The organism is Azonexus sp. (assembly GCF_030824335.1).
Taxonomy (GTDB): domain Bacteria; phylum Pseudomonadota; class Gammaproteobacteria; order Burkholderiales; family Rhodocyclaceae; genus Azonexus.
Map to the genome: position 1 here is coordinate 183,405 of NZ_JAVBXX010000011.1, position 23,970 is coordinate 207,374.

Consider the following 23,970-nt stretch of genomic DNA (forward strand, 5'->3'; position numbering starts at 1 on the left):
GCGAGATGAGTTGGATGCGGATGCCGACGATTTGGCTCTATCTCTTGATCCCGTAATTTTGAAAATCAACACCCTCAAACCAAACAGGCCAAAAAGCATGCATTACAAAGGCATGGCATTCCGGGGGATAATCACATCTTCACTCCCTCGCTCCGCCGCAGAAAACAATGCTTGCCTACCAACAAAGCACGCTCTGGAAAACCGCTTTTCCTGAAGGCTTTACTGAATATACGGCTCAATGTAAACGCCTTACCGAAGCCTACGAACGCTTTCACGAACGGGTAGCGCAACTCCTTGGACTGATCAAAGCAGAACTGCCAAACCTGACCCTGCATGACATCACCCACGTTGACGCCCTCTGGCAGGTCGCTTCGGAAATTGCCGGCCCGAATTACCCCCTCAACCCGGCAGAGGCTCTGGTTCTCGGCGGCGCCTTCCTGCTACACGACGCAGCCCATTGTCGTGCAGCCTATCCAGGCGGACTCGATCAATTACAGGCAACCGCAGAATGGCGGGACTCGGCGGCACTACGCAAACTCGACCCGACCACGCTAACCGAAGGCAGCCAGGACTTTCAGGCCGTACTGTTCGACACGCTACGCACACTGCATCCGCGCCAAGCCCGCGAGCTTCCCTTTGCCGAATGGAAGGACAACGACGGCACAACGTTGCGCCTATTCCCCGATGACGAGTTACGCGACGCCTATGGCGATCTGATCGGGCAAATAGCCCAAAGCCACTGGTCGCACCCGCATGAACTGGAAGTCTTCGCCAAGAGCACGGTCACCGCACCAAGCTGCCTGAACCCGGCAAACTGGACGGTTGATCCACTGAAACTGGCAATCCTGCTGCGCGTTGCTGATGCCTGCCACATGGATGCCAAGCGCGCCCCACGCTTCCTGATGCTGCTCAAACAGCCGCAGGGCATATCGAGCCAGCACTGGCGCTTCCAGTCCAAATTGCATCAAGTCAAATGCGACAGCGAGCGGGAAGAACTCATCCTTTCCGGCAGCCCCTTCCCGGCCAGCGAACAAGCCGCGTGGTGGCTCGCTTACGATGCTGCCTGCCTGGCTGACCGGGAACTGAGCGCCGCCGACAGCCTGTTGCGCGACCACCACGGCGAACGCCTCGCGGCACGCGAAATTGCCGGCATCAAGAGCCCGCAAAGCTTTGCCCGCCAGGTTCCGACCAAAGACTGGTATCCGGTCGACACCTCGCTGCGCATCAGCAACATCCAGTCGGTCGTCGAACGCTTTGGCGGCGAAAAGCTCTACGGCGACAAACCCTGGCTGGCCCTGCGCGAACTGATCCAGAACGCCCGCGATGCCATCCACGCTGCCCGTAGCCTGGGCTACCTGAACAAAGACGAAGGTGAAATCGAAGTCGCCATCGAGGATGCCGACGATGGCCACTGGCTGCATGTAACGGACAACGGCATCGGCATGAGTCGCTACGTGCTGACCGAAGTATTACTGGATTTCGGTCACTCGCTTTGGCGTAGCGCCGATCTGAGCGGGGAATGGAGCGGGCTGGCGGCAAGTGGATTCGAGGCCGTTGGGCAGTTCGGGATCGGGTTTTTCTCGGTATTCATGCTGGGCGAGAAGGTTCGTGTTTGTACGCGGCGGTGTGAAACCAAAGATGACGAAAGTGATCGTGGCTGGCTATTGGAATTCACATCAGGAACGAAAAATCGGCCCTTACTAAGAGAGCCTTCAAGCATTGAACGGCAAAAAAAATCTGGAACTCGTATCTCTATTTTTCTAACGCCAGAAAAGCTTCTCGATCTTTGTATTAAGGAAGGCTCTACAAAAGACCCCAACGGAAGATGGTCTCTGGAACAAACCTGCGCTTTCCTGGCTCCTGCGCTCGACATTGACGTATCGGTTTGCGCCGCCGCACAAAAAAAGCAGGTCGTTAAAGCAAATGATTGGAAAACACTCCCTCCTTTTGAACTTTTGCAACGCATTGCTCCTCTTTATTACCTCGGCAAAAATCCCGACGATTTTGGTCCATGGTCCCACGTAACAGGAGTATTCAATGATCAAGGATTACTACACGGGCGTTGTGCAGCACATACCAGGTACATACATGATCTTGGCGTTGGAGTAACCAACGGAATTTTCGCCGGGCGCCTTGGCTTCATCTCTGGCTTGATATTTTCCAAACCACAAAGCGACCTTGCCCGGCAAAGTGCCATACCCGAGATTTCCCTAGCAAACATTCAAACTTGGGCTGAAAGACAAAAAAAGACATTATTCAACCTTAATGGTTTAGATGACTCGCATAGCGCGTTGTTGATTCAGTTGGGCGCCAGTCATGACAAATTGATTATCGGCTCACTCGGAGGCGAGCGAGTAACATTTCAAGAATTGGTCTCCTCCTTAAAAGAAATGAAAACCCTATTAATTTATGAAGGAGATGTCAGTCACGATGGAGAGGATGGCGTTCGAGAAAGCGATTTCTCTGACTTCCAGCCAAATGAGCAGCTATTCGAGAGCAACGACTTGGAGGGTCATATTTCGTGGTTGGCCGAACTCGAATCACCCTCTGTCGATCAAAGTGCATGGTCCATGAAAGCTGCGCTTGAAAGTGCCATCTCAAAATCGTGCACTCACTGGGGTGAAACAAAAAAACACGTTCCAGTTGGCAATGTCGACGGCACCACGATCTATAGAGTTTGTCGAGTTGTAGTCCTTTGCCACTCCGACTTTGAAGTGCCATTTTGAATAACCAGATAGATAAGCAGGATGAAATGGGATCGAAGCCATGATGTTCAAATTATTGCGCTACACATAGCAGGCGCCTTCGCTGGTAACTCAATATGCCCGAACTAATCCTCTACACCACCGAAGACGGCCAGACCAGCATCAAGCTGCGCGCCGAGGACGGCACGGTCTGGCTGTCGCAGCAGGAGATGGCCGAGTTGTTCGCGACCAGCATCCCGAACATCAACCAGCATGTGCGCAAGATTCTGGCTGAGGGCGAGCAGACCGAGGCAACTATTAAGTCTTGCTTAATAGTTCAAGACGAAGGCAGCAGAAGCGTTCGCCGTAAAACCATGGTGTACAGCCTGCCACTGATCCTGGCCGTCGGCTATCGGGTACGCTCGGCACGCGGCACGCAGTTCCGACAGTGGGCGACACGACATCTGGACGAATTCCTGGTCAAGGGCTTCGTCATGGACGACGCGCGACTGAAGGACCCGGCCGGCTGGGATTATTTCGACGAACTGCTGGCCCGCATCCGCGACATCCGGAGTTCGGAGAAGCGCTTTTACCAGAAGGTGCGCGACATTTATGCGACGGCGGTCGATTACGACGGCAAGAGCGAGGAGGCACAATTGTTCTTCAAGAAAGTGCAGAACAAGATGCTGTGGGCAATCACCGGCCAGACGGCGGCCGAGTTGATTGCCGCTCGCGCCGATGTCGGGGCGCCGAACATGGGATTGACCACTTGGGCCGGCACACAGGTTCGCCAGAAGGACGTGACGATTGCCAAGAATTACATGAACGCCGAGGAGATCGACGAGTTGAACCGCGTCGTCACCATGTATCTGGAATTCGCCGAAGATCAGGCGCGCCGCCGCAAGACGATGACCATGGCCGATTGGGCTGACCGGCTCGACGCCTTCCTGAATTTCAATGAACGTGAAGTGCTGACGCATGCCGGCAAACTGCGCGCTGAAGTCGCGGAAAAGCTGGCACTGGAGCGCTACACGGCTTTTGATAGCGCGCGCCGACAACACGCCGCAGAGCTCGCTGATGCAGAAGATATGGCAGCACTTGAAGTGCTGCAAAAAACAACACCAATTGATCCGGGGTCGGATCAGGCGTAACAACCATCAGGCGCTACAGCCCCAAAGCGGACCAGACTTAGCGTCCATACGTTGCGCCACTACGAACGTATCGAACTGGTCGCGCCGGTTGCCCGCATACTTCACCCCCACTTCACAAGCCCTCATAACCACCTCACCAGCCCCCTCCAGACTCGCTCCCGTCATTCAACCAGGGAGCCAATCATGGACAGGAAACTGCTTTACAAGATCGTCGCCATCGTCACGATGTCGATCCTTCTGCTGATACCGCTGGCGCTGATCGAGGGGCAGATTCGCGAGCGTAGCCAGCGGCAGCATGAGGTGCAGCAGAACATCGCCGAGAGTTCGGCCGGGGCGCAGACGCTGATCGGGCCGATTGTCGTGCTGCGCTACCGCGAGCGCCTGCGCGAAACGCGCGTGGCGCCGGAGACCGGCAAGGTCACCGAGAGCACGCGGGTGGTCGAGCATCGGCGGCTGGTGGCGCCGGAGTCGCTGAGCATCGAGGGCAACGTCAAGGTCGAGACGCGCCAGCGCGGTATCTACCAGGCGCGGCTGTTCCATCTCGACAGCCAGGTCGCCGGCCGCTTCCGCTTCAACGCGCCGCCGCCGAGCGGCGATGCCGAATTGCTCGACCTGCAGGCGACGCTGATCATCGGCCTGTCCGATCCGCGCGGCGTGGCCAGCGATCCGGAGGTGACGATCAACGGCCAGCGCCACCGTTTCGCCAGCGGCAAGGTTGATCCGGAAATCATGCCTTTGCAGCCGTTGACCGTAACACTCGGGCGCATCGAAGCCGGCAAGCTCCATGATTTCGCCGTCAGCTTTCCGCTGCACCTGACCGGCACCACGCGCCTGGCCATCGCGCCGGTCGGCGAGAGCAACCGCATCGCGCTGAAGTCGGCGTGGCCGCATCCGAATTTCGGCGGCCGCTTCCTGCCGCGCGAGCGCAGCGTCGGCGCCGAGGGTTTCAATGCCCGCTGGGAGGTCTCCCACCTCGCCCGCAATTTCGACAACGCGCTCAATCCGAACAGTGGCGAGGCACTGGCGATCGACTTCATCAACCCGGTCAATGTCTATCTGCAGTCGGAGCGGGCGGTGAAGTACGGCGTGCTGTTCATCGTGCTCACCTTTGCCGGCTTCTTCCTGACCGAGATCCTGCGCCGGGCGCCGATCCATCCGCTGCAATACCTGCTGGTCGGGCTGGCGCTGGCGATCTTCTTCCTGCTGCTGATCGCCTTTTCCGAGCACATGCCTTTCGCCACCGCCTACGGCCTGTCGGCGGCGGCCTGCATCGTGCTGATCGGCTGGTACCTGGCCGGTGCGCTCGGCGGCTGGCGCCAGGGCGCGGCCTTCGGCGCCGGGCTGAGCGGGCTTTACGGCGTGCTCTTCGGCGTGCTGCGCTCGGAAGACAACGCGCTGCTGATGGGTAGCCTGCTGCTGTTCGCGGCGCTGGGCGCGACCATGCTGGCGACCCGCCGACTCGACTGGTACGGCCTCGGCCGCAAGACGGAGGACGCCTGATGCCGGCCGGCACCGCATTCCGCCGCGGCGCGGCGACGCTGGCGGCGAATGTCTGGCCGCTGGCGCTGCTGCCCTCGGCCTGGCATTACCAGCACCCGCTGCTGTTCAGCCTGCGCCACGGCGAAAGCGCGCTGCTGTGGGGCCTGCCGCTGCTCGGGCTGCTCTGCTGGCGGCGGCTACCGGGCCTCGGCCGGGTGCTGCTGCTCGGCGTCGGGCTGCTGCTCGGCTGGCAGGCGGTCGACTACCGCTTGCAGCGTGAAGCGGTGCTCGCCGCCGGGCCGGCGATGCAGGCCGTCGGCCGGCATTTCGTCGTCGGCTACACCGATGTCGACGAGGTCCGCGAACTGGCGGCCAAGGGGCTGATCGGCGGCATCTACGTCGGCCGGCGCAACGTGCGCGGGCGCAGCCTGGCGGACGTGCGCGCCGAGATCGCCGGCCTGCAGGCGGTGCGCGCCCGGGCCGGTTTGCCGCCGCTGATCGTCGCCGCCGACCAGGAAGGCGGCCGGGTCAATCACCTGTCGCCGCTGCTCGAACGCCTGCCGCCGCTGGCCGGCGTGACCGACCAACCCGATCCCGGCATCGCCGCGCAGGCCTACGGCGAACGTCAGGGCGGCACGCTGGCCGGGCTGGGTGTGACACTCAACTTCGGCCCGGTGGTCGACCTGCGCCTGGCTGACCGGCCGGCTGGCGAGATGTTCAGCGACATCCCGGCGCGCGCCATCGGCAGCGATCCGGAAGGCGTCGCTGAAGTCGCTGCCGGCTACCTCGACGGCCTCGCCGCCAGCGGCGTGCGCGGCACGCTGAAGCATTTTCCCGGTTTGGGGCGGGTCGACCGTGACACGCACCTGCACCCGGCCCGGTTGAGCGAAACGCCGGCAGAACTGGCGGCCGACTGGCTGCCCTTCCGCGCGCTGGCCGGCCACGCCGGCAGCGCGTTGATGCTCGGCCACGTCACGCTGGAGGCGCTCGACCCGCAGCGCGCTGCCTCGCACTCGCCGGCCGTCGTCCGGCTGCTGCGCGGCGACTGGGGCTACGACGGCGTGCTGGTCACCGACGACCTGAACATGGGCGCGGTGTACAACCTCGGCATCGGCAGGGTGGCGACGGAGGCACTCGCCGCCGGCGTCGACCTGGTGCTGGTCAGCTACGATCCGCGCCAGGTCTACCGGGCGATCTTCGCGGCCGCGCAGGTGCTGGAACGAGGCGAAATTGCGCCGGAAACGCTGTCGGCGAGCGCGCGCCGCTTGACAGGACTATCGTCGTCACCAATTTGACATCGTCACGTCGCTGAAGCACCGCTCGCCTCTGCTAAAATCGCGGGTCCGAATTTTTCGGTGCCCGCGACTTTCAGCGAGCGCCTGTTCCAGTGGAGAGTTTTGCCATGTACCAGTCCCCCCTCATCCAGGATCTGCACGAGCGCGGCCTGATCGCCCAGATCACCGACGCCGAGACGCTCGACAAGCTGCTGACTGAGGAATCGGTAACGCTCTATTGCGGCTTCGACCCGACGGCCGACAGCCTGCACCTCGGCCACCTGGTCCCGGTGCTCATCCTGAAGCGTTTCCAGGAAGCCGGCCACAAGCCGATCGCCCTGGTCGGCGGCGCCACCGGCATGATCGGCGACCCGAGCTTCAAGGCCACCGAGCGCAAGCTCAACACGCCGGACGTGATTGCCAGCTGGGTCGGCAACATCCGCGAGCAGGTCAAGCCCTTCCTCAAGTTCGAAGGCGCCAACCCGGCGATCATGGCCAACAACTACGACTGGTTCGGCGGCATGAACTGCCTCGAATTCCTGCGCGACATCGGCAAGCACTTCTCGGTCAACGCCATGATCAAGAAGGAATCCGTGCAGCAGCGCCTGACCCGCGAAGACCAAGGCATTTCCTACACCGAGTTCTCCTACAGCCTGTTGCAGGGCTACGACTTCGCCGAGCTCTACAAGCGCCACGGCTGCGTGCTGCAGATCGGCGGCTCCGACCAGTGGGGCAACATCGTCGCCGGCACCGACCTGACCCGCCGCCTGCACCAGAAACAGGTCTACGGCCTGACCCTGCCGCTGATCACCAAGGCCGACGGCACCAAGTTCGGCAAGACCGAGTCCGGCGCCATCTGGCTCGACCCGAAAAAGACCTCGCCCTACGCCTTCTACCAGTTCTGGCTCAACACCAGCGACGCCGACGTCTACAAGTTCCTCAAATTCTTCACCTTTTTGCCGGTCGACCGTGTCAACGAGATCGAAGCGACCGATAAAGCCAGCGGCCAGAAGCCAGAAGCGCAGCGCATCCTGGCCGAGGAAGCGACCCGCCTAGTGCATGGTGAAGTCGCGCTGATGGCGGCGCGGCGCATCACCGAATGCCTGTTCTCCGGTCAACTCGCCGATTTGACCGAAAATGACCTCGAACAACTCGCCCAGGACGGCATGCCCGGCGTCCAGATCGACAAGGCCAATCCCGGCCTGATCGACGCACTGGTCGCCGCCGGTCTGGCCAAGTCGAAGTCGGAAGCGCGCAGCTTCATCCAGAGCGGCAGCGTCAGCATCAACGGCAACAAGGTTGAGGCGCTCGACCACGCGGTCAGCGGCGACGAACTGCTCTACGGTCGCTTCACCATCCTGCGCCGTGGCAAGAAGAACTACGGCCTGATCAGCTGGCAGTAAGCCTCGATTCCCGGAGCGCCAAGGCGCTCCTTTTGTTTTGCTCACCTACTTGAATGCCCATGATGGAATTTCTCCTCAACCCCGAAATATGGATCGCCTTCTTCACCCTGACCGCACTGGAGTTGGTGCTGGGTATCGACAACATCATCTTCATCTCGATCATCGTCGATAAACTACCGCCAGAAAAACGTGAATTCACGCGCAAAATCGGCCTGTTTCTCGCCATGTTCATGCGTATCGGCCTGCTCCTGGTGCTTTCCTGGATTGTCGGCTTGACTGCACCGGTGATCAGCCCATTCGGCATGGACATCTCCGGCCGCGATCTGATCCTGATTACCGGCGGCCTGTTCCTTATATGGAAGAGTACCGGTGAAGTGCACCAACTGCTTGAAGGCGAGGAAGGCGAAGAGTCACGCAAGGTCGCCTCGACCTTTGCCGGGGTCATTCTGCAAATCATCATCATCGACCTGGTCTTTTCGCTCGACTCGATCATCACCGCCGTCGGCATGGTCAGTGAAGTTGGCGTGATGATTGCCGCCGTCGTCGCTTCGGTCGGCCTGATGATGCTCTTCGCCAGCGCCATCGGCCGTTTCGTGTCCGACCACCCGACAATCAAGATGCTGGCCCTGTCATTCCTCGTCGTGGTTGGCGTCGTGCTGATCGCCGACGGTTTTGGCCACCACGTCCCGAAGGGCTACATCTACTTCGCCATGGCCTTCTCGGTCGCCGTCGAGATGCTCAATATCAAGATGCGCAAGACGCCCGGCAAACCGGTCGAACTGCGCGAACCCTATGCCAGGGAAGAAAACGCCGGTTAAGCCGCGCTTTCCCACAAAAACAAAAAGCCGGCAAATGCCGGCTTTTTTTCTGCACGAAGCGAGATGCTTATCGACCGCGGGTCAGCATGCTGCGATTCTGACGATCCAGCGGCAAGGTATAGTCATGCGCCGCAATGATGATGCTGGTCGATGGATCAACCAGTTTCAGATTGACGTGAATGAACGAGGCGCTTTCGGCGTAGGTGCCGATCACGACCGCCTGCGCCTTATGCGAGGTGGCCACTTCACGGATTTCCCGAGTCAGCAGGAATTCGCCTTCATTGCGCTTCATGTAAACGCCGTTGCGTACCTTCAACTCGATGACGCTATGCCCGGTTTGCGTCATCCGGGAAGCGATCTGTTCGGAAATGGTACGACCGAGCGTCGATGACTGTTCGAGCTGATCGATATTTGCCAGCGTGGCAACGAGGAAAGGAGCGCCACTGCCGCCGGCAATGTGATTGCCAGCCACGGCGCTGCTGCCTTGGTAGCCCTTCATCAAGGCGTCAAGTGCGGCGTAGTTGGTCAACTTGAACGAGTGCTGTGCCGCCTGCTCGTAAGTCGGTTCGGTCGACTGAGGTGAGCGCGTCAAAGTTTCACAACCGCTCAGCACGAAAGCCGAGGCAAGGCAAATGGGCAAAACACGAGTCATCATTCGGCGCACAGTTTTCTCCCTCCGTTGCAATCACCACGGACAGTCAGCGTATGGGCGGCTGAACGATTCACGTAGAGCGCAGAATCTTCATCTGCGACGTAATAAATATTGCTCTTGCGGCTGACGATACGGTCGGCATCCTGCACCGTGGTAGTCAACAGAATTTCGGAGCGCGGCACCGACCCTTGTGCGCGCTTGTCGCGACCCATACCTTCGTTCTTCAACCAGGAGAAACCTTCCAGCCCGGCCACCGTAAGCAGGAGCTTGGCGCCTGCATCAACACCTGGCGCAGCGGCAATCGAGGCATCCAGCACCCCGCCAACCGCCCAGATACCTGCAGCCAGCATCGTGGCATCGCCGTAATAGCGGGTATTTTCCAGGCGCTCAGGACGGAACTTGAAGATGGTATAGCGCACGTCGACCAGCATCGCGTTGGCAGGCTTGGTCGAAACAGGAATGCCTTGAGCCACCAGTTCGGTAATCAACAATTCGCGAAAACCGCCGACAAAAGCCTGCTCACCTTCCGGCATCGGAACATGGACAGCCCGGTTACCGTATTTATCTTTCAAATCCAGCGCCAGTTGCGCTGCCGCATGACTGGCGATGATTCTCCAGTGTTCGGCAGCCTGCAATTTCTGCTGACTGGAATTATCGAATCGTGTCGGCATGGGTACGTCGGCGTATCGGGAAGCACACCCCGTGAACGCCGTCATAACCAAAAGAGCTGCAGTCGTTAGGACTAGTTTCATGGACCACCTCATTGGAAAGTGCGGAATTGCAATAATTACGCAGCATTGATTGTTATACCCGGCAAATACTAAGAATTACCCAATTACTGGTCAAGCTAAAACTCCTGTTTGAGCCCCCCAGGCTGCCGACGGCTGCGGTTTTCGACCCACAAAAACTGCTTTTTTTCCACCCGCAGAGCTTGTTGGACAGTACGCCGGAGAACCCGGCAGTGCATTGGCAAGATGCTAGAATCCGGCCGGCGTCGAATAGCGGCGCCCTTATCAAACAACCACCGTGCGCCAACTCACTCTCGATCTCCTGCCGACCAGCCCCCCCTCGCTGGACAATTTCGTGTCCGGCGGCAATGCGGAAACCCTTGCCGCGCTGACTGGCTGGCTGGCCGGAAGCTGTCCGGATACCTCCTTCTGTCTCTATGGCGAAGCCGGTTGCGGTCGTTCGCATTTGCTGCAGGCCAGCGGTTTTGCCTACGTCGATGCGGCAAAAAACCCGGCGCTGGCAGACGTTGCAGCCAGCGAACAGCTCGCCGTCGATAATGTCGAGCAGTTGGATGAAGCCGGCCAGATCGCCCTGTTCAACCATTTCAACCGCCTGAAAATGGCCGGCGGACAGTTGTTGACCGCAGCAGCGCAACCGCCGGTCCATCTCGCATTGCGCGAAGACCTGCGGACCCGCCTCGGCTCCGGCCTGATTTTCCGTCTGCATGTTTTATCCGATGCCGAGAAGGCGGCAGCGCTAGCCGCCCAAGCCAAGGAGCGCGCCCTGAAACTGCCCGCCGAAAGCATCGATTACCTGATGCGACACGCGCCGCGCGACATGCGCACGCTGTCCAGCATCGTCGTCGCGCTCGACCGCTACACCCTGGAACACAAACGTGCCGTCACGCTGCCGCTATTGCGCGAACTGCTCACTGAAACCCTGCCTCTGGACCCGCAATGAATCTTGCCCTGTTTGATCTCGACAACACCCTGCTCGCCGGCGACTCCGATTTTGAATGGGCGCAATTCCTGATCTCGCGCGGCGTCGTCGACCGGGAAATCCAGGAAGCCAAGAACATCGAGTTCTACGAGCATTACAAGGCCGGCACCCTAGACATTCACGCCTTTCTCGCTTTCCAGTTGCAACCGCTGACCCGGCACCCGCGACACGAACTCGATGCCTGGCATCGCGAATACATGGCAAAGCACATCCGGCCGATCATGAGTGCGCCGGCCCGCGAGCGGGTCAAACGCCATCTCGATACCGGCGACCTGTGCGCCGTCGTATCCGCCACCAACAGCTTCGTGACCGGCCCGATCGCCCGCGAATTCGGCGTCCCGCACCTGATCTGCACGATTCCTGCGGTCGACGTGAAAAATGGGGCATTTTCCGGGGCGCCGACCGGCACGCCGTCGTTTCAGGGCGGCAAGATTGTGCGGGTCGAACAATGGCTGGAAAGCCTCGGCCTGTGGTGGGGCAGCTTCGCCAACACCTGGTTTTACAGCGACTCGCACAATGACCTGCCATTGATGCAGCAGGTCAAAACCCCGATTGCTGTTGATCCGGACGAAAAACTACGTACTCATGCCAGCCAAATGGGCTGGGAAATCATCAGTTTGCGGTAAAATCCGCGTTTTTCTGCAGACAACCGGGGCAAATCCGAATCCCATTCCCGGCGTATCTCGCGGAAACAGGGGCTTCCCCTATTTTTTATCTCAGGAACCAGTGATCCGCAAATTCATCTCCCGCGTTTTCAGCGGCAAAAAGTCCAGGGCCGGCAGCAATCAGCCGGCCATCATTCCCGTTTCCAGCCATGGCATTACCCGCGACCGCATCAGTAGCGGCAGCCGACGCGCCTGCGAAACGCTGCAGGAAAAGGGACACAAGGCTTTCGTGGTGGGCGGAGCGGTCCGCGACTTGCTGATCGGCGCCGACCCCAAGGATTTCGACATCGCGACCGATGCCACGCCGGAGGAAGTGCGCCGCGCTTTCCGCCGTTCGCGCATCATCGGCCGCCGCTTCCAGATCGTGCATGTGATGATGGGCAGTGAAACCCTGGAGGTCACCACCTTCCGCGGCACACTGGATGAAAAGACGAAGACTGACGAACACGGCCGCGTCCTGCATGACAACGTTTTCGGCTCGCAGGCAGAAGATGCCGCCCGCCGCGATTTCACCGCCAACGCACTGTATTACGACCCGACGTCGGAAACCGTGCTCGACTATCATCACGGCGTTGGCGATCTGAAAGCCAAAACCCTGCGCATGATCGGCGAGCCGCGCGCCCGCTATCGCGAAGACCCGGTGCGCATGCTGCGCGCCGTCCGTCTGGCCGCCAAATTGGGACTCTCCATCGATCCGGAAGCCAAGAAGCCGATCCGCGAAATGGCCGGCCTGCTGGAAAACGTCCCGGCGGCTCGCCTGTTCGATGAAATGCTCAAGTTGTTGACCTCCGGGCACTCGGTCAAATGCATCACGCAACTGCGTGATGAAGGGCTGCATCATGGCCTGCTGCCGATGCTCGACGTCATCCTCGAACAACCGATGGGCGAAAAATTCGTCATGGCCGCGCTGGCCAATACCGACGACCGCGTTCGTCGCGGCAAGGGCACTTCGCCCGGCTTCCTGTTCGCCACCCTGCTCTGGCACGAAGTGCTGGCGCACTGGGACAAGATGAAGGCCAAGGGCGAAGCGAAGATTCCAGCGCTGTTCCAGGCGATGGACACGGTACTCGACGTGCAGGGAGAAAAGCTCGCGATCACCCGCCGCATCGCCGGCGACATCAAGGACATCTGGGCCCTGCAACCACGCTTCGAACAGCGCGCCGGCAAACGCCCCTATGCCTTGCTGGAGCAGCCGCGCTTCCGCGCCGGCTACGACTTCCTGCTGTTGCGCGCCGAAGCCGGCGAAATCGATGCCGAAGTGGCTGAGTGGTGGACGCATTTTCAGCAGGCAGAAGGCGACAAGCGCGCCGAAATGCTGATCCCGGAAGCCGCTGGCGACAAGAAAAAACGCCGGCGCCGGAAAAAACCGGCCAATGGCGGCGTCGACCGCAACATCAGCGAATAATGAGTCGGGCTTACATTGCTCTGGGCGCCAATCTGGGTGACCCGGCAGCTACCGTCAACGCCGCCTTTGCGGCATTGTCCGGCCTGCCACAAACGCGCCTCCTCGCCACGTCGGCGCTGTATCGCACCGCCCCGATCGGCATCGCCGAACAACCGGAATTCGTCAACGCCGCGGCCAGCGTCGAAACGACACTGACGCCGGAAGCCCTGCTCGATGCGCTGCTCGCCATCGAACAACAATTCGGCCGGGTGCGCGCGGAAAAAAACGGACCGCGCACGCTCGATCTGGACATCCTGCTCTACGACGAACAGATCATCGCCACGCCGCGCCTGACCCTGCCGCACCCGCGGCTGCACCTGCGCGCCTTCGTCCTTTACCCATTGGCCGATCTGGCGCCGAAGCTGTGCATTCCCGGTCGCGGCCAGCTCGCCGCCTGGCTGCCCGCCGTCGCCAATCAGGGAATCCAGCGCCTGTAATTAAAGGCTTGACTCCACTCGGGCGCCTCTGTGTATCCTAGGCGTTCCATTCACTCTGCCATTACCCATGTCCGCTCAATCAATAACCCGCCGCATGACCCAGGCCGATCTCGCCAAACTTTATGCAGCGGGCGAAAAAATCGCCATGTTCACCTGTTACGACGCAAGCTTTGCCCGCCTGCTCGATGGCGCCGGCGTAGACAGCATGCTGATCGGTGACTCGCTGGGTAACGTCATCCAGGGACACGACACCACCTTGCCGGTCACCGTTGCCGACATCGCTTATCACACCGCTGCGGTCAAACGCGGCTCCGACCGCGCCTTCATCATTGCCGACATGCCGTTTGGCAGCTATCAGGAATCGCCGGAACAGGCTTTCCGCAATGCCGTCACGCTGATGGCCGCTGGCGCCCAGATGGTCAAGCTCGAAGGCGGTCAGGAAATGGCGGCGACCGTGGCATTTCTTGTCCAGCGCGGCATCCCGGTCTGTGGTCATGTCGGGCTGACGCCGCAATCGGTACATGCCTTGGGCGGCTACAAGGTACAGGGCAAAGGCGAAGCCGCCGCCCAGCGCCTGAAGAACGATGCGCTGGCGCTGCAGCAGGCAGGCGCCACGATGATCGTTCTCGAAGCCATTCCCAGCACGCTGGCCAGCGAAGTAACGGCCAGCCTGCAGATCATCACCATCGGCATCGGCGCCGGCAAGGACACTTCCGGCCAGGTCATGGTGCTGCACGACGCCTTCGACATCCCGCCCGGCAAGAAGGCCAAGTTCGTCAAGAACTTCATGGCCGGTGCCGGTTCGATCCACGAGGCCGCCTGCCATGCCGTCGCCGCCGTCAAGGACGGCAGCTATCCCGGCCCGGAACACACTTACGCTGCCTGATCGCTCAAACCATGCAAATTCTTTCCAGCATTCCCGAGCTGCGCGCCGCGCTGAAAAACCAGGGCCGTATCGTCTTCGTGCCGACCATGGGCAACTTGCACGCCGGCCATATCAGCCTGATGGAACAGGCCAGCGCACACGGCGATACGGTGGTCGCGTCGATCTTCGTCAATCGTCTGCAGTTTGGTCCGAATGAGGATTTCGACAAGTACCCACGCACCTTCCAGGCGGATTGCGACAAACTCGCAGCAGCCGGCGTCAAGGTACTTTTCGCCCCGACCGAGTGCGATCTCTACCCGGAACCGCAGGAATATTTTGTCGAACCGCCGGCCATCCAGAACGTGCTTGATGGCGAATTCCGCCCCGGCCACTTTCGCGGCGTCGCCACCGTGGTCAGCAAGCTGTTCAACTGCGTGCAGCCGGCTGCCGCGCTGTTTGGCAAGAAGGATTACCAGCAGTTGATGGTCATCCGCAACATGACCCGCCAGATGGCCTTGCCGATCGAGATCATCGGCGGCGCAACGGTCCGCGCCGAGGATGGCCTGGCCCTGTCGTCACGCAACGGCTACCTGAGCGCCGCCGAACGAGCCGAGGCACCGCGCCTGTATCGCCTGCTCAACGAGATTCGCGATGCCGTCCTGGCGGGCGAGCGTGACACCATCAAACTGGAAAATGCCGCCATTGCCCAGTTGACCGCAGCCGGCTGGAAGACGGATTATGTTGCAGTGCGACAACAGTCCGACCTGGCCATGCCAAACGCTCTGGATGCCCCGCTGGTGGTGCTTGCCGCCAGTCGGCTGGGGGCTACCCGGCTGATCGACAACATCGAGATTTGACGCAGGAAAACCCGGCATAATTACAGCGGTTGACAGGCTGTCCATTGCCGTTACAATGCGCTTCCCCTAACTTTCTGGATGAGTGAAACCATGCAGAGAACCATGTTGAAATCCAAGCTGCATCGCGTGACCACAACGCACGCCGACCTGCACTACGAAGGTTCATGCGCCATTGATGAAGATCTGCTGGAAGCAGCCAACATCAAGGAATACGAACAGATCGATATCTGGAACGTCAACAACGGCGAGCGTTTCACCACCTATGCAATCCGTGCTGAACGCGGATCGGGCGTAATTTCGGTGAATGGCTCGGCAGCCCGTCGTGCCGCACCCGGTGACATCCTGATCATTGCAACCTTCGCCGTCTATAACGAAGTCGAACTGGCCCGTCACGAACCGGACCTGATCTATGTCGACACGCAGAATCGCATCGTGCGTCGCGGCCATCAGATTCCGGTCCAAGCCGCAGCCTGATCGATCCCCGGCTTCACGCTCAAACCCGCCGGTTGGCGGGTTTTCTTTTTCTGTACAATCTCCGTCACATAAAATAAAAGCAACGGAGACAAAAATGGGCATCATCTTTGCCAAGACCCCAAAGGGACAGGATGAAATCGGCACCAGGTCCGGCAACCTGACACCACGTCAGCGACGCGTCTTGATCATGATCGATGCGAAACGCACGGTCGATGAACTGCGTGAAATGCTGCAATCCGACGATCTGCAGCACACGCTGGGCCTGCTGGAAGAAGAAGGCTTCATTGAAGTCACCGGAATCAAGGATGCAAGCGGCGCACCGTTACCGGTACCCAGCGAACCCTTGCCATCGATTACCGCTTTCCGCCCAGCCCCCAATCCCCCAGACATCCAGGAAATGCTGCAGGCGCGCAATTTCATCGAAAACACCCTGCGCACCTTTTGCGGGCCTTATGCCCATTTGAACATCCTCGAAGCGGCGCATGCGGCAAAAAACCACGAGGAACTGCGCCTGCAGTTCGACCCGTGGTTTCACGCCATTGTACAAACCCGGGAAGGACGACGGCGGGCCGAAGAACTGCGCGGGATGCTGCTACGCGTGATCTAGCCGCCGGATTCCTCAATTTTTTTGGGTTTCCGACTGCGTACAACCCGCTTGACCGGCGGCTTTTCCGTCGCCGGCAGTTCGGCTGCGACATCGACAACTGACGGTGCACTGGCCATTTCCACGCCATCGCTGGCTTCAGGCTTCTTGCGCGAGCGCCTGACACCGCCACGCCGCGTCTTTTCCTTGACCTCAACAGGCTCAGTGCCGACGGTGACTGGTGATACAACGGCAAGCGCCACTTCCGGCTCAGACACGACAATAGTCAAAGCGTCAGGCATAACGGGCGCGCTGCCGTTTCCGGCCTCAACCAGCCCTTTATCGCCGCTATCCCTGGAGTCCTTGCGACTGCGTCGGCCACCTCGACGACGGCCGCCCGTTTTTCCCTCCTCGGGAACGACTGACGATTCGCCAGGCATTTTCTCCGTTTCCGGCAGGTCGACCGCAGCAGTCTGCTCTGCTGCTTGAACATCCCCCTCTGCCGCACGATTGCCAGCGCGTGTTACATAGGTACCTGATTTGTCATCGCGCCCGACGACAAGAATGCCTTGGCTCGCTGCTTCCTCAAGCAAATTGCCGAATGTGCGGAATCCAAAGTAACTCTCGCTGAAACCCGGATTGCGCCGTTTGAGCACTTCCTTGAGCACTGAGGCCCAAACACGTTCAGCCTCACCCCGATCAGCCATCAAATCAGTAAAGGTTGCCGCAACGAGGTCGAGTGCCTTGCGCTTGCGGGCTTCCATTTTCTCGCTGCGCTTGGCTTCTTCTTCCGGCGAACGTTTTTCCCTTTCGCGACGCTGCCCGCCCCGACTCGCCTCACGATCACGCACCAGATCATCGTAATAAATGAACTCGTCGCAGTTGGTCACCAGCAGGTCGGAGCACGACTGCTTGACGCCAACGCCAATAACTTTCTTGGCGTTTTCGCGCAGTTTGGAAACCAGCGGCGAAAAATCGGAATCACCGGAAATAATCACGAAGGTATCCACATGTGCCTTGGTGTAGCAGAGATCGAGCGCGTCAACGACCATGCGGATATCGGCAGAATTCTTGCCCGACTGGCGAACATGCGGAATTTCGATCAACTCGAAATTGGCTTCGTGCATCCCGGCCTTGAACGACTTGTAACGATCCCAGTCGCAGTAAGCCTTCTTGACCACGATGCTGCCCTTGGCGAGCAAACGCTCAAGCACGGGACGAATATCGAATTTGTCGTATTGCACATCGCGCACACCCAAAGCGATATTTTCGAAATCGCAAAAAAGCGCCATGCTGGCGGTGTCAGAGGCAGCAGCCATCAGCTTCATCCATGAGTAAGGAAGGCGCAGTATACCGCCTCCCTGACCGACAGGAATTTAGTCCTCACACCAGTTGACCGCAAGATTCACCAGATCAGCCCTCAAGCAGCACGCTGCTCTCGCAACCAACCCGCACCGCCCCCCAATGCCGCCCGTTCACGATGATCGGCATATTGATTTCCGACAGGATTTCCCCGGTATCCCGGGCATAGGTCTGCACCAGCATGGGTTGAGTGTTTTTTGCGCCGCGCTGCCCGGTCACATCGTCCCAGATACGCCGGGTACGATTGCCGACCAGATCATTCTGATAATTTCCGGTCAGCGGCCGGGAGAATTTCTGGTTATGGATCGCCCCATAAGCCTTCGTATCAACGATCAAGGCATAGACACCACCGCGCAGGCTGGACAAAGCATTCTCCAGCAGCGGCTGCATTTGCTGCTCGAAAACACGGCAATAGCCGACTTCGTACTTCTGCGGATTGGTATTGGGCATGGGCCGATAATTCTGATCCCAGACATCGACATGATTGCCGGAAAGCTCCAGCAGTTTCGCCTGCACTGCATCGCGGAACAAACGTGCCTTGTCGACATTGAAATCGAAGGCACCACGCCCGATCTTGAAGCGAGAGACCAGCTCCTGCACACTTTCTGTCGCCTGACTGAGCATCAAGGTCGTCTGCTCGGAGGCATGCATGCTGCCCACCACCTCGTTGGACAACTCATGCACCTGGCGCACCGAGTCATGGACTTGTGCATTGGTCGCGGTCAACTGCTCCATCGCCGTCGCGATCTGGCTCAACTGATCGCCCGTCCGGTCGAAATTGCCGACCATGCGCTGGAATTCATCCGAGGAACGCTCAACCACCTCGCGGGTTTGGCGAATATCAGTATTGATGACCTCGTTTTCACGCTGCGTTTCGCGCACCAGATCGATCATGCCGGCAATATTCTGGTTGATTTCCTGGGTTGCCACATTGACTCGCTCCGCCAGCTTGCGCACTTCATCGGCGACCACGGCAAAGCCCCGCCCCGCCTCTCCGGCGCGAGCCGCTTCAATGGCCGCATTAAGTGCCAGCAGGTTGGTTTGATCGGCAATATCCTTGATCAAGCCGGCAATCGTCCGGATGCTGTCCGAACGTTCGGCCAAATGGCTGACTGTCGCATTGAACTCGGTCAACTTATCGCTAACCGTCTGCACCTTGCTGACAATTTGCTGCATTTCATCGAGCGACGTCCGGGCCGTTACCAGATTGCTATCGGTGGAATGCGAAATCAACTCGGCCGAACTGGAGACTTCCTGAATCGCCCGCACCGCCTCGGAACTGGCACCGAATACCGAGCTGGCAATTTCGCCTTGCTGTTCGGCGCGCACGGCGGTTGACGCGACAGTCTTCTTGACGACCACCGCTTCACGCGCAATGTTGACGCTCATCTTGCGCACCTCACTGATGATTTCCCGCATCTTGTCGGCAAAGCCGTTGTAGGCCTCAGCCAAAGTGCGCAATTCATCGTGGGTAATGGTGGGCAAATTGCGTGAGAAATCCCCCTCGCCGCGCCCAATTTCATCGAAGATCGTTGCGATCATGCGAACAGGCCGAAGAATGAGATGGCGCAGGTAAAGAATCTGCAGGACGTTCCAGATCAGCGCGACGACTGTCAGGATGATCATCAGCAGCAGGCCGTAATCCAGGCTTTGCGCGATACGCGCCAACACCTCGCTGGTCGCGCCAGCCTTGGCCAACTCGTCGGCCACGACTGCTTTCTGGTGCAAGTAGACCGCGAGGTAGCCCAGATCGACAAAAAAGAGGAGCAAAAAACTCATCAATTTCTTGGTCAACGAATTCCAGAATGTTCGCTCTACCCAGTCGTAAGCCTCTTTGACAAATTCCATATGAATCACCAAAATTTTATAAATTTGACGAATTCAACACCTCTTGTTGGGCAAGGTCAAGGAAAAGTGGCAAATACACGAATCAAAAAATGTTGCAGTGCATTTCACCGACGCGAACGTGCTTTCGCATCGTGAAACAATTAAGCTAACACACTGTTTAATTTAATTAATTTTTTGTCTTATGTCTTATATAAGACTATTGCTGCTTTGCAAGATTTTCTCTATACTTTGCCGCACTGCCTGAAGCAAACTGTTTCGGAGCAAAACTTGATCTGCCACCCAACTCTTGAGGAATACACATGAGCACTCGCGAACAGCAAATTGCCGCCCTGGAAAAAGACTGGGCCGAAAACCCCCGCTGGAAAGGTATCAAGCGCGGCTACTCCGCTGCTGACGTCGTCCGCCTGCGCGGCTCTTTCCAGGTTGAACACACCCTGGCCCGTCGCGGTGCCGAGAAGCTGTGGGATCTGGTCAACAACACCCCCTACGTCAACTGCCTGGGCGCCCTGACCGGCGGTCAAGCTGTTCAGCAGGCCAAGGCTGGCATCAAGGCCATCTACCTGTCCGGCTGGCAAGTTGCTGCCGACAACAACGAATACGCCGCCATGTACCCGGACCAGTCGCTGTATCCGGTTGACTCCGTGCCAAAGGTTGTCGAGCGCATCAACAATGCCTTCAACCGCGCCGACGAAATCCAGTGGTCGAAGAACATCAACGCTGGCGATGCCGGCCATGTTGAATACCACCTGCCGATCGTTGCTGACGCTGAAGCCGGTTTCGGCGGCGTGCTCAACGCCTACGAACTGATGAAGGCCATGATCCGCGCTGGCGCTGCCGGCGTGCATTGGGAAGACCAGCTGGCCTCCGTCAAGAAGTGCGGCCACATGGGCGGCAAGGTGCTCGTTCCGACCACCGAAGCTATCCAGAAGCTGATCGCTGCCCGTATGGCTGCCGACGTTTATGGCGTACCGACCCTGGTTATCGCCCGTACCGATGCTGAAGCCGCTGACCTGCTGACCTCCGACTACGACGAGAACGACAAGCCGTTCCTGACTGGCGAGCGCACTGCCGAAGGCTTCTACAAGACCAAGAAGGGTCTGGACCAGGCCATCTCCCGCGCCATCGCTTACGCTGACTACGCCGACCTGGTGTGGTGCGAAACCGGCACGCCGGATCTGGAATTCGCCCGCAAGTTCGCCGAAGCCGTGCATAAGGTTCATCCGGGCAAGATGCTGGCCTACAACTGTTCGCCTTCCTTCAACTGGAAGAAGAACCTCGACGACGCCACCATTGCCAAGTTCCAGAAGGAACTGGGCGCCATGGGCTACAAGTACCAGTTCATCACCCTGGCTGGCATCCACAACATGTGGTACCACATGTTCGACCTGGCCCAGGACTACGCCAAGCGCGGCATGTCGGCCTACGTCGAGAAGGTTCAGGAGCCGGAATTCGCTGCCCGCGACCGTGGCTACACCTTCGTGTCGCACCAGCAGGAAGTCGGTACAGGTTACTTCGACGACGTCACCACCGTGATCCAGGGTGGCAAGTCTTCCGTGACCGCCCTGACCGGCTCGACCGAAGAAGAACAGTTCCACTAAGAACTTAGCGTTTTGAATTGCCACCCGACCGGGTGGCAAACGAAGGCCGGCACCCACAAGGTGCCGGCCTTTTCACATTCATTTGACCTGAAACAAGTGTTAGAAGCACAAGCACTTGATACTATGGCCCACCTTTTAATATCTAGGCCACGCGTGACCCTAATCTGGAAAAAAATCTGCGACAACATCCTGGCGCCATCCCAGTTGAATGGCAGCCAGATTGTTGCGATGCTGACACCGGCTGGACGCTCTCCAGAATTAAGACGCCATGCAGCCTCGGTCATCTTTGCCAGAGTTCAGTTGATCGCCGGCATCTTTGCCGTTCTTGTCCCGCTATGCTCGGTCATTGATCTACTGGTCTTCGACACTCAAACCGCACTCCGGCTGGTCGGCATGCGCTTCGCATCGGCTGGCATATTCATCGCCCTGGCCTGGCCACGCGAACTGTCCGTGACCCGTGGCTATGGACAAGCACTGGGTGCGCTCCTGATCCTGTTGCTGGTTCCGCCACTGTTTCATGTCATGTCAGCCGACATGCTGAGTCGTGCCGCAAACACCCATGTGCAACAGTTGGTCGCCCAACTGTATGCCTACCTGCCAACCATCGTACTGGGTGGCCTGGCGATCTTCCCGCTCACCGCACTGGAAACACTGATACTCGCCCTGCCGGTCATCGGCATTGGCTTTGGCAACACCCTGCTCGCCGAACCCATGCTGACCCTGGCGCAATACGGCGGCACACTCTGGTTCATGTGCATGATGCTGGGCGTCGCCATGTTCTCCGGGATGAGCCAATGCCACTACATGGCTACGCTCGTTTTCAAGGCTATGCACGACCCATTGACCACCGCCTATACACGGCAATCCGGCGAGGAAGCGATCAACCTGCTCTATCGCCTGAATCACATGGCGGCCAAGCCACTAACCGTGGCCTTCATCGATCTCGATCGCTTCAAGAGCATCAACGACAATTTTGGGCACGAAGCCGGCGATCAATGCTTGCGAGCACTGGCTGACACGATCAGAGCGGCCTTGCGTCGTAGCGACCTGCTGATTCGCTGGGGTGGCGAGGAATTCGTCGCCGTATTGCCGGACACGCCACTCGACAACGTATCCACACTGTTAACAAGGTTGCGTGACAGCGGTCTGGGCGAACGCCCGGATGGCACGCCACTGACGGCATCAATCGGGATCGCCAACAGCCTGGAAGAAAATGTCAGCGGCTGGGAAACCCTGATCCAGCGTGCTGACCAGCGCATGTATGCGGCCAAGGAACAAGGACGCAACCGGGCGATCTGGCCTGACGGCACTTCACTCAGCCTGGCACGAGATGACGAGCCAACTAGTTCGACGGACGCGACCACATCCAAAGCAGGATGACACTGCCGCTGGCTACCGGCAGATAGCGCCACCAGTCCGGCAGGCTGAACCAGCCGCCAATGGCGCTGACCCCCAGCATCACCGTGGCCAGTTGCTTGGCAAACAACGGAATGGCGCCATGTTTACGCCAACCGAGAATGGCCGGCCCGGCAACAGGATGAGCCAGCAAGCGGGCCTCCCATTCGGGATGCGAACGGGCAAAGAAATAGGCTGCCAGAATCAGGAAAGGCGTCGTCGGTAACAAGGGCAATACGACGCCAAGCACACCGAGCAGTACCGACAATGCGCCAAGTACGCGGCAAACCGGTTTTTTGATCAATTTTTCACCGCAATTCCCAGTGTCACCGCAATTCCCAATAGCTCGGCCGACTGTAATTTTCTTTCAGCAAGTCGATGAACAGCCGCACCCGCAACGGCAGGTGACGACGCTCCGGGAATACTGCGTAAATGCCCATCGGCGGCGCCTGCCAGGCATCGAGCACCGAGGTCAGCCGCCCCTCTTTCAGGTCGCGCCCCACCTCCCACAACGAGCGCCAGGCTAAACCGCGTCCGGCCAGCGCCCATTCATGCAGCACCGCACCATCGTTGCATTCAAAGCTGCCACCGACTTTCAGCGTATCAACCTCACCGCTCTCCGGATGCCGGAATAGCCAGCCGCGTTGCTGGCCGAGCGACAGGCAATTGTGTCGCGCCAGATCGCCCGGCGAACGCGGCACGCCATGGTCAACCAAGTAAGCAGGACTGGCCACCACCATCCGGCGCATTTCGCCGAGACGCACGCTGATCAAGCTGGAATCAGTCATTTCACCAATACGGATGGCGCAATCGATATTTTCATTGATCAGATCGACCAATCGATCGCTCAAATTCAGGTTGACCCTGACCTCCGGATTAGCCTGCATGAAATCGCCGACCAGCGGCGCCACATGCTGCCGCCCAAAACCGGCGGGGGCAGAAACCTTCAGGTAACCGCTCGCCTGCATGCCGCCGAGCGAGACTGCCGCTTCGGCATTGGCCAAGTCATTGAGTATCTTCTGGCAATCTTCCAGGAAAGCCTGTCCCTCGAAGGTCAGCGTCAACTTGCGCGTCGTCCGGATCATCAACTTGACGCCCAGCCTTGCCTCCAGCGCATCAAGGCGCCGGCCGATAATGGCCGGCGTGACATTTTCCATACGCGCAGCGGCCGACAGGCTGCCGCGACTGGAAACATTTACAAATGCCGAAATCTGTTTGAAAGTATCCATAGATTCTTTACTTTAAGTAAAAGA

22 protein-coding genes are annotated in these 23,970 nt (G+C 59.1%); 16 read left to right on the forward strand and 6 right to left on the reverse strand.

The features are described from left to right. Positions 1-167: 167 nt before the first annotated feature. The 6 genes from RCI20_RS08335 to RCI20_RS08360 all read left to right on the forward strand — a co-directional run bounded on the left by RCI20_RS08335 (position 168) and on the right by RCI20_RS08360 (position 8,809). Positions 168-2,726, forward strand: coding sequence for an ATP-binding protein (locus RCI20_RS08335; protein ID WP_306604309.1), 2,559 nt, complete (start codon positions 168-170; stop codon positions 2,724-2,726). A 95-nt stretch (positions 2,727-2,821) separates the two neighbouring features. Beyond that, positions 2,822-3,835: a virulence RhuM family protein gene (locus RCI20_RS08340; RefSeq protein ID WP_306604310.1), complete on the forward strand. Its 1,014-nt coding sequence runs from the start codon at positions 2,822-2,824 to the stop codon at positions 3,833-3,835. Positions 3,836-4,018: 183 nt separating this feature from the next. Further along, positions 4,019-5,335: a cell envelope integrity protein CreD gene (gene creD, locus RCI20_RS08345; RefSeq protein WP_306604311.1), complete on the forward strand. Its 1,317-nt coding sequence runs from the start codon at positions 4,019-4,021 to the stop codon at positions 5,333-5,335. Then, entirely contained in the window at positions 5,335-6,609 is a 1,275-nt protein-coding gene (locus RCI20_RS08350) for a glycoside hydrolase family 3 N-terminal domain-containing protein (RefSeq protein ID WP_306604312.1), read from the forward strand. The genes creD and RCI20_RS08350 overlap by 1 nt, the downstream gene beginning before the upstream one ends. A gap of 107 nt (positions 6,610-6,716) precedes the next feature. Then, positions 6,717-7,991, forward strand: a complete 1,275-nt coding sequence (gene tyrS, locus RCI20_RS08355; protein ID WP_306604313.1) for a tyrosine--tRNA ligase — start codon at positions 6,717-6,719, stop codon at positions 7,989-7,991. A gap of 59 nt (positions 7,992-8,050) precedes the next feature. Next, positions 8,051-8,809, forward strand: a complete 759-nt coding sequence (locus tag RCI20_RS08360) for a TerC family protein (RefSeq protein ID WP_306604315.1) — start codon at positions 8,051-8,053, stop codon at positions 8,807-8,809. Between the two features lie 67 nt (positions 8,810-8,876). On the opposite strand, the gene RCI20_RS08365 is transcribed toward RCI20_RS08360, so the two are convergent. After that, on the reverse strand, positions 8,877-9,464 hold the full coding sequence (locus tag RCI20_RS08365) for a FlgO family outer membrane protein (protein WP_306604316.1): 588 nt from the start codon (positions 9,462-9,464) through the stop codon (positions 8,877-8,879). Next, complete coding sequence (locus tag RCI20_RS08370) at positions 9,461-10,132, reverse strand: hypothetical protein (protein WP_306604317.1); 672 nt, start codon at positions 10,130-10,132, stop codon at positions 9,461-9,463. The genes RCI20_RS08365 and RCI20_RS08370 overlap by 4 nt, the downstream gene beginning before the upstream one ends. A 355-nt stretch (positions 10,133-10,487) precedes the next feature. Between RCI20_RS08370 and hda the strand changes: the two genes are divergently transcribed. The 8 genes from hda (at position 10,488) to RCI20_RS08410 (ending at position 16,538) form a co-directional block, all read left to right on the forward strand. Beyond that, positions 10,488-11,150, forward strand: a complete 663-nt coding sequence (gene hda, locus RCI20_RS08375) for a DnaA regulatory inactivator Hda (protein ID WP_306604318.1) — start codon at positions 10,488-10,490, stop codon at positions 11,148-11,150. Continuing rightward, complete coding sequence (locus tag RCI20_RS08380) at positions 11,147-11,815, forward strand: HAD family phosphatase (protein ID WP_306604319.1); 669 nt, start codon at positions 11,147-11,149, stop codon at positions 11,813-11,815. Before hda ends, RCI20_RS08380 begins: the two co-directional genes overlap by 4 nt. A 100-nt stretch (positions 11,816-11,915) precedes the next feature. Next, a complete protein-coding gene (gene pcnB, locus RCI20_RS08385) occupies positions 11,916-13,259 on the forward strand; it encodes a polynucleotide adenylyltransferase PcnB (RefSeq protein ID WP_306604321.1) in 1,344 nt (447 codons plus the stop codon). Next, positions 13,259-13,735 (forward strand): 2-amino-4-hydroxy-6-hydroxymethyldihydropteridine diphosphokinase, encoded by a 477-nt coding sequence (gene folK / locus RCI20_RS08390; RefSeq protein ID WP_306604323.1) that lies wholly within the window; start codon positions 13,259-13,261, stop codon positions 13,733-13,735. The genes pcnB and folK overlap by 1 nt, the downstream gene beginning before the upstream one ends. A gap of 67 nt (positions 13,736-13,802) precedes the next feature. After that, positions 13,803-14,621: a 3-methyl-2-oxobutanoate hydroxymethyltransferase gene (panB, locus tag RCI20_RS08395; RefSeq protein ID WP_306604324.1), complete on the forward strand. Its 819-nt coding sequence runs from the start codon at positions 13,803-13,805 to the stop codon at positions 14,619-14,621. A gap of 11 nt (positions 14,622-14,632) precedes the next feature. Further along, positions 14,633-15,457, forward strand: coding sequence for a pantoate--beta-alanine ligase (panC, locus tag RCI20_RS08400; protein ID WP_306604325.1), 825 nt, complete (start codon positions 14,633-14,635; stop codon positions 15,455-15,457). Positions 15,458-15,547: 90 nt separating this feature from the next. After that, positions 15,548-15,931: an aspartate 1-decarboxylase gene (gene panD / locus RCI20_RS08405; protein ID WP_306604326.1), complete on the forward strand. Its 384-nt coding sequence runs from the start codon at positions 15,548-15,550 to the stop codon at positions 15,929-15,931. A 94-nt stretch (positions 15,932-16,025) separates the two neighbouring features. Beyond that, entirely contained in the window at positions 16,026-16,538 is a 513-nt protein-coding gene (locus RCI20_RS08410) for a hypothetical protein (RefSeq protein WP_306604327.1), read from the forward strand. Here RCI20_RS08410 and RCI20_RS08415 read toward each other — a convergent pair. Beyond that, positions 16,535-17,833, reverse strand: a complete 1,299-nt coding sequence (locus RCI20_RS08415) for an NYN domain-containing protein (RefSeq protein ID WP_306604328.1) — start codon at positions 17,831-17,833, stop codon at positions 16,535-16,537. The two genes, RCI20_RS08410 and RCI20_RS08415, sit on opposite strands and share 4 nt — an antisense overlap. 94 nt (positions 17,834-17,927) lie before the next feature. Further along, positions 17,928-19,724, reverse strand: coding sequence for a methyl-accepting chemotaxis protein (locus tag RCI20_RS08420; RefSeq protein WP_306604329.1), 1,797 nt, complete (start codon positions 19,722-19,724; stop codon positions 17,928-17,930). 299 nt (positions 19,725-20,023) lie between these two features. On the opposite strand from RCI20_RS08420, the gene aceA reads away from it, so the two are divergent. Together aceA and RCI20_RS08430 are read left to right on the forward strand one after the other, a co-directional pair. Further along, complete coding sequence (aceA, locus tag RCI20_RS08425) at positions 20,024-21,322, forward strand: isocitrate lyase (RefSeq protein ID WP_117608162.1); 1,299 nt, start codon at positions 20,024-20,026, stop codon at positions 21,320-21,322. Positions 21,323-21,475: 153 nt separating this feature from the next. Then, complete coding sequence (locus RCI20_RS08430) at positions 21,476-22,702, forward strand: diguanylate cyclase (RefSeq protein WP_306604330.1); 1,227 nt, start codon at positions 21,476-21,478, stop codon at positions 22,700-22,702. Here RCI20_RS08430 and RCI20_RS08435 read toward each other — a convergent pair. Continuing rightward, positions 22,665-23,021: a YbaN family protein gene (locus tag RCI20_RS08435; RefSeq protein WP_306604331.1), complete on the reverse strand. Its 357-nt coding sequence runs from the start codon at positions 23,019-23,021 to the stop codon at positions 22,665-22,667. The two genes, RCI20_RS08430 and RCI20_RS08435, sit on opposite strands and share 38 nt — an antisense overlap. 22 nt (positions 23,022-23,043) lie before the next feature. Then, positions 23,044-23,946 carry a LysR family transcriptional regulator gene (locus RCI20_RS08440; RefSeq protein ID WP_306604332.1) on the reverse strand — a complete coding sequence of 301 codons (903 nt, stop codon included), beginning with the start codon at positions 23,944-23,946 and terminating at the stop codon, positions 23,044-23,046. Positions 23,947-23,970: the final 24 nt, after the last annotated feature.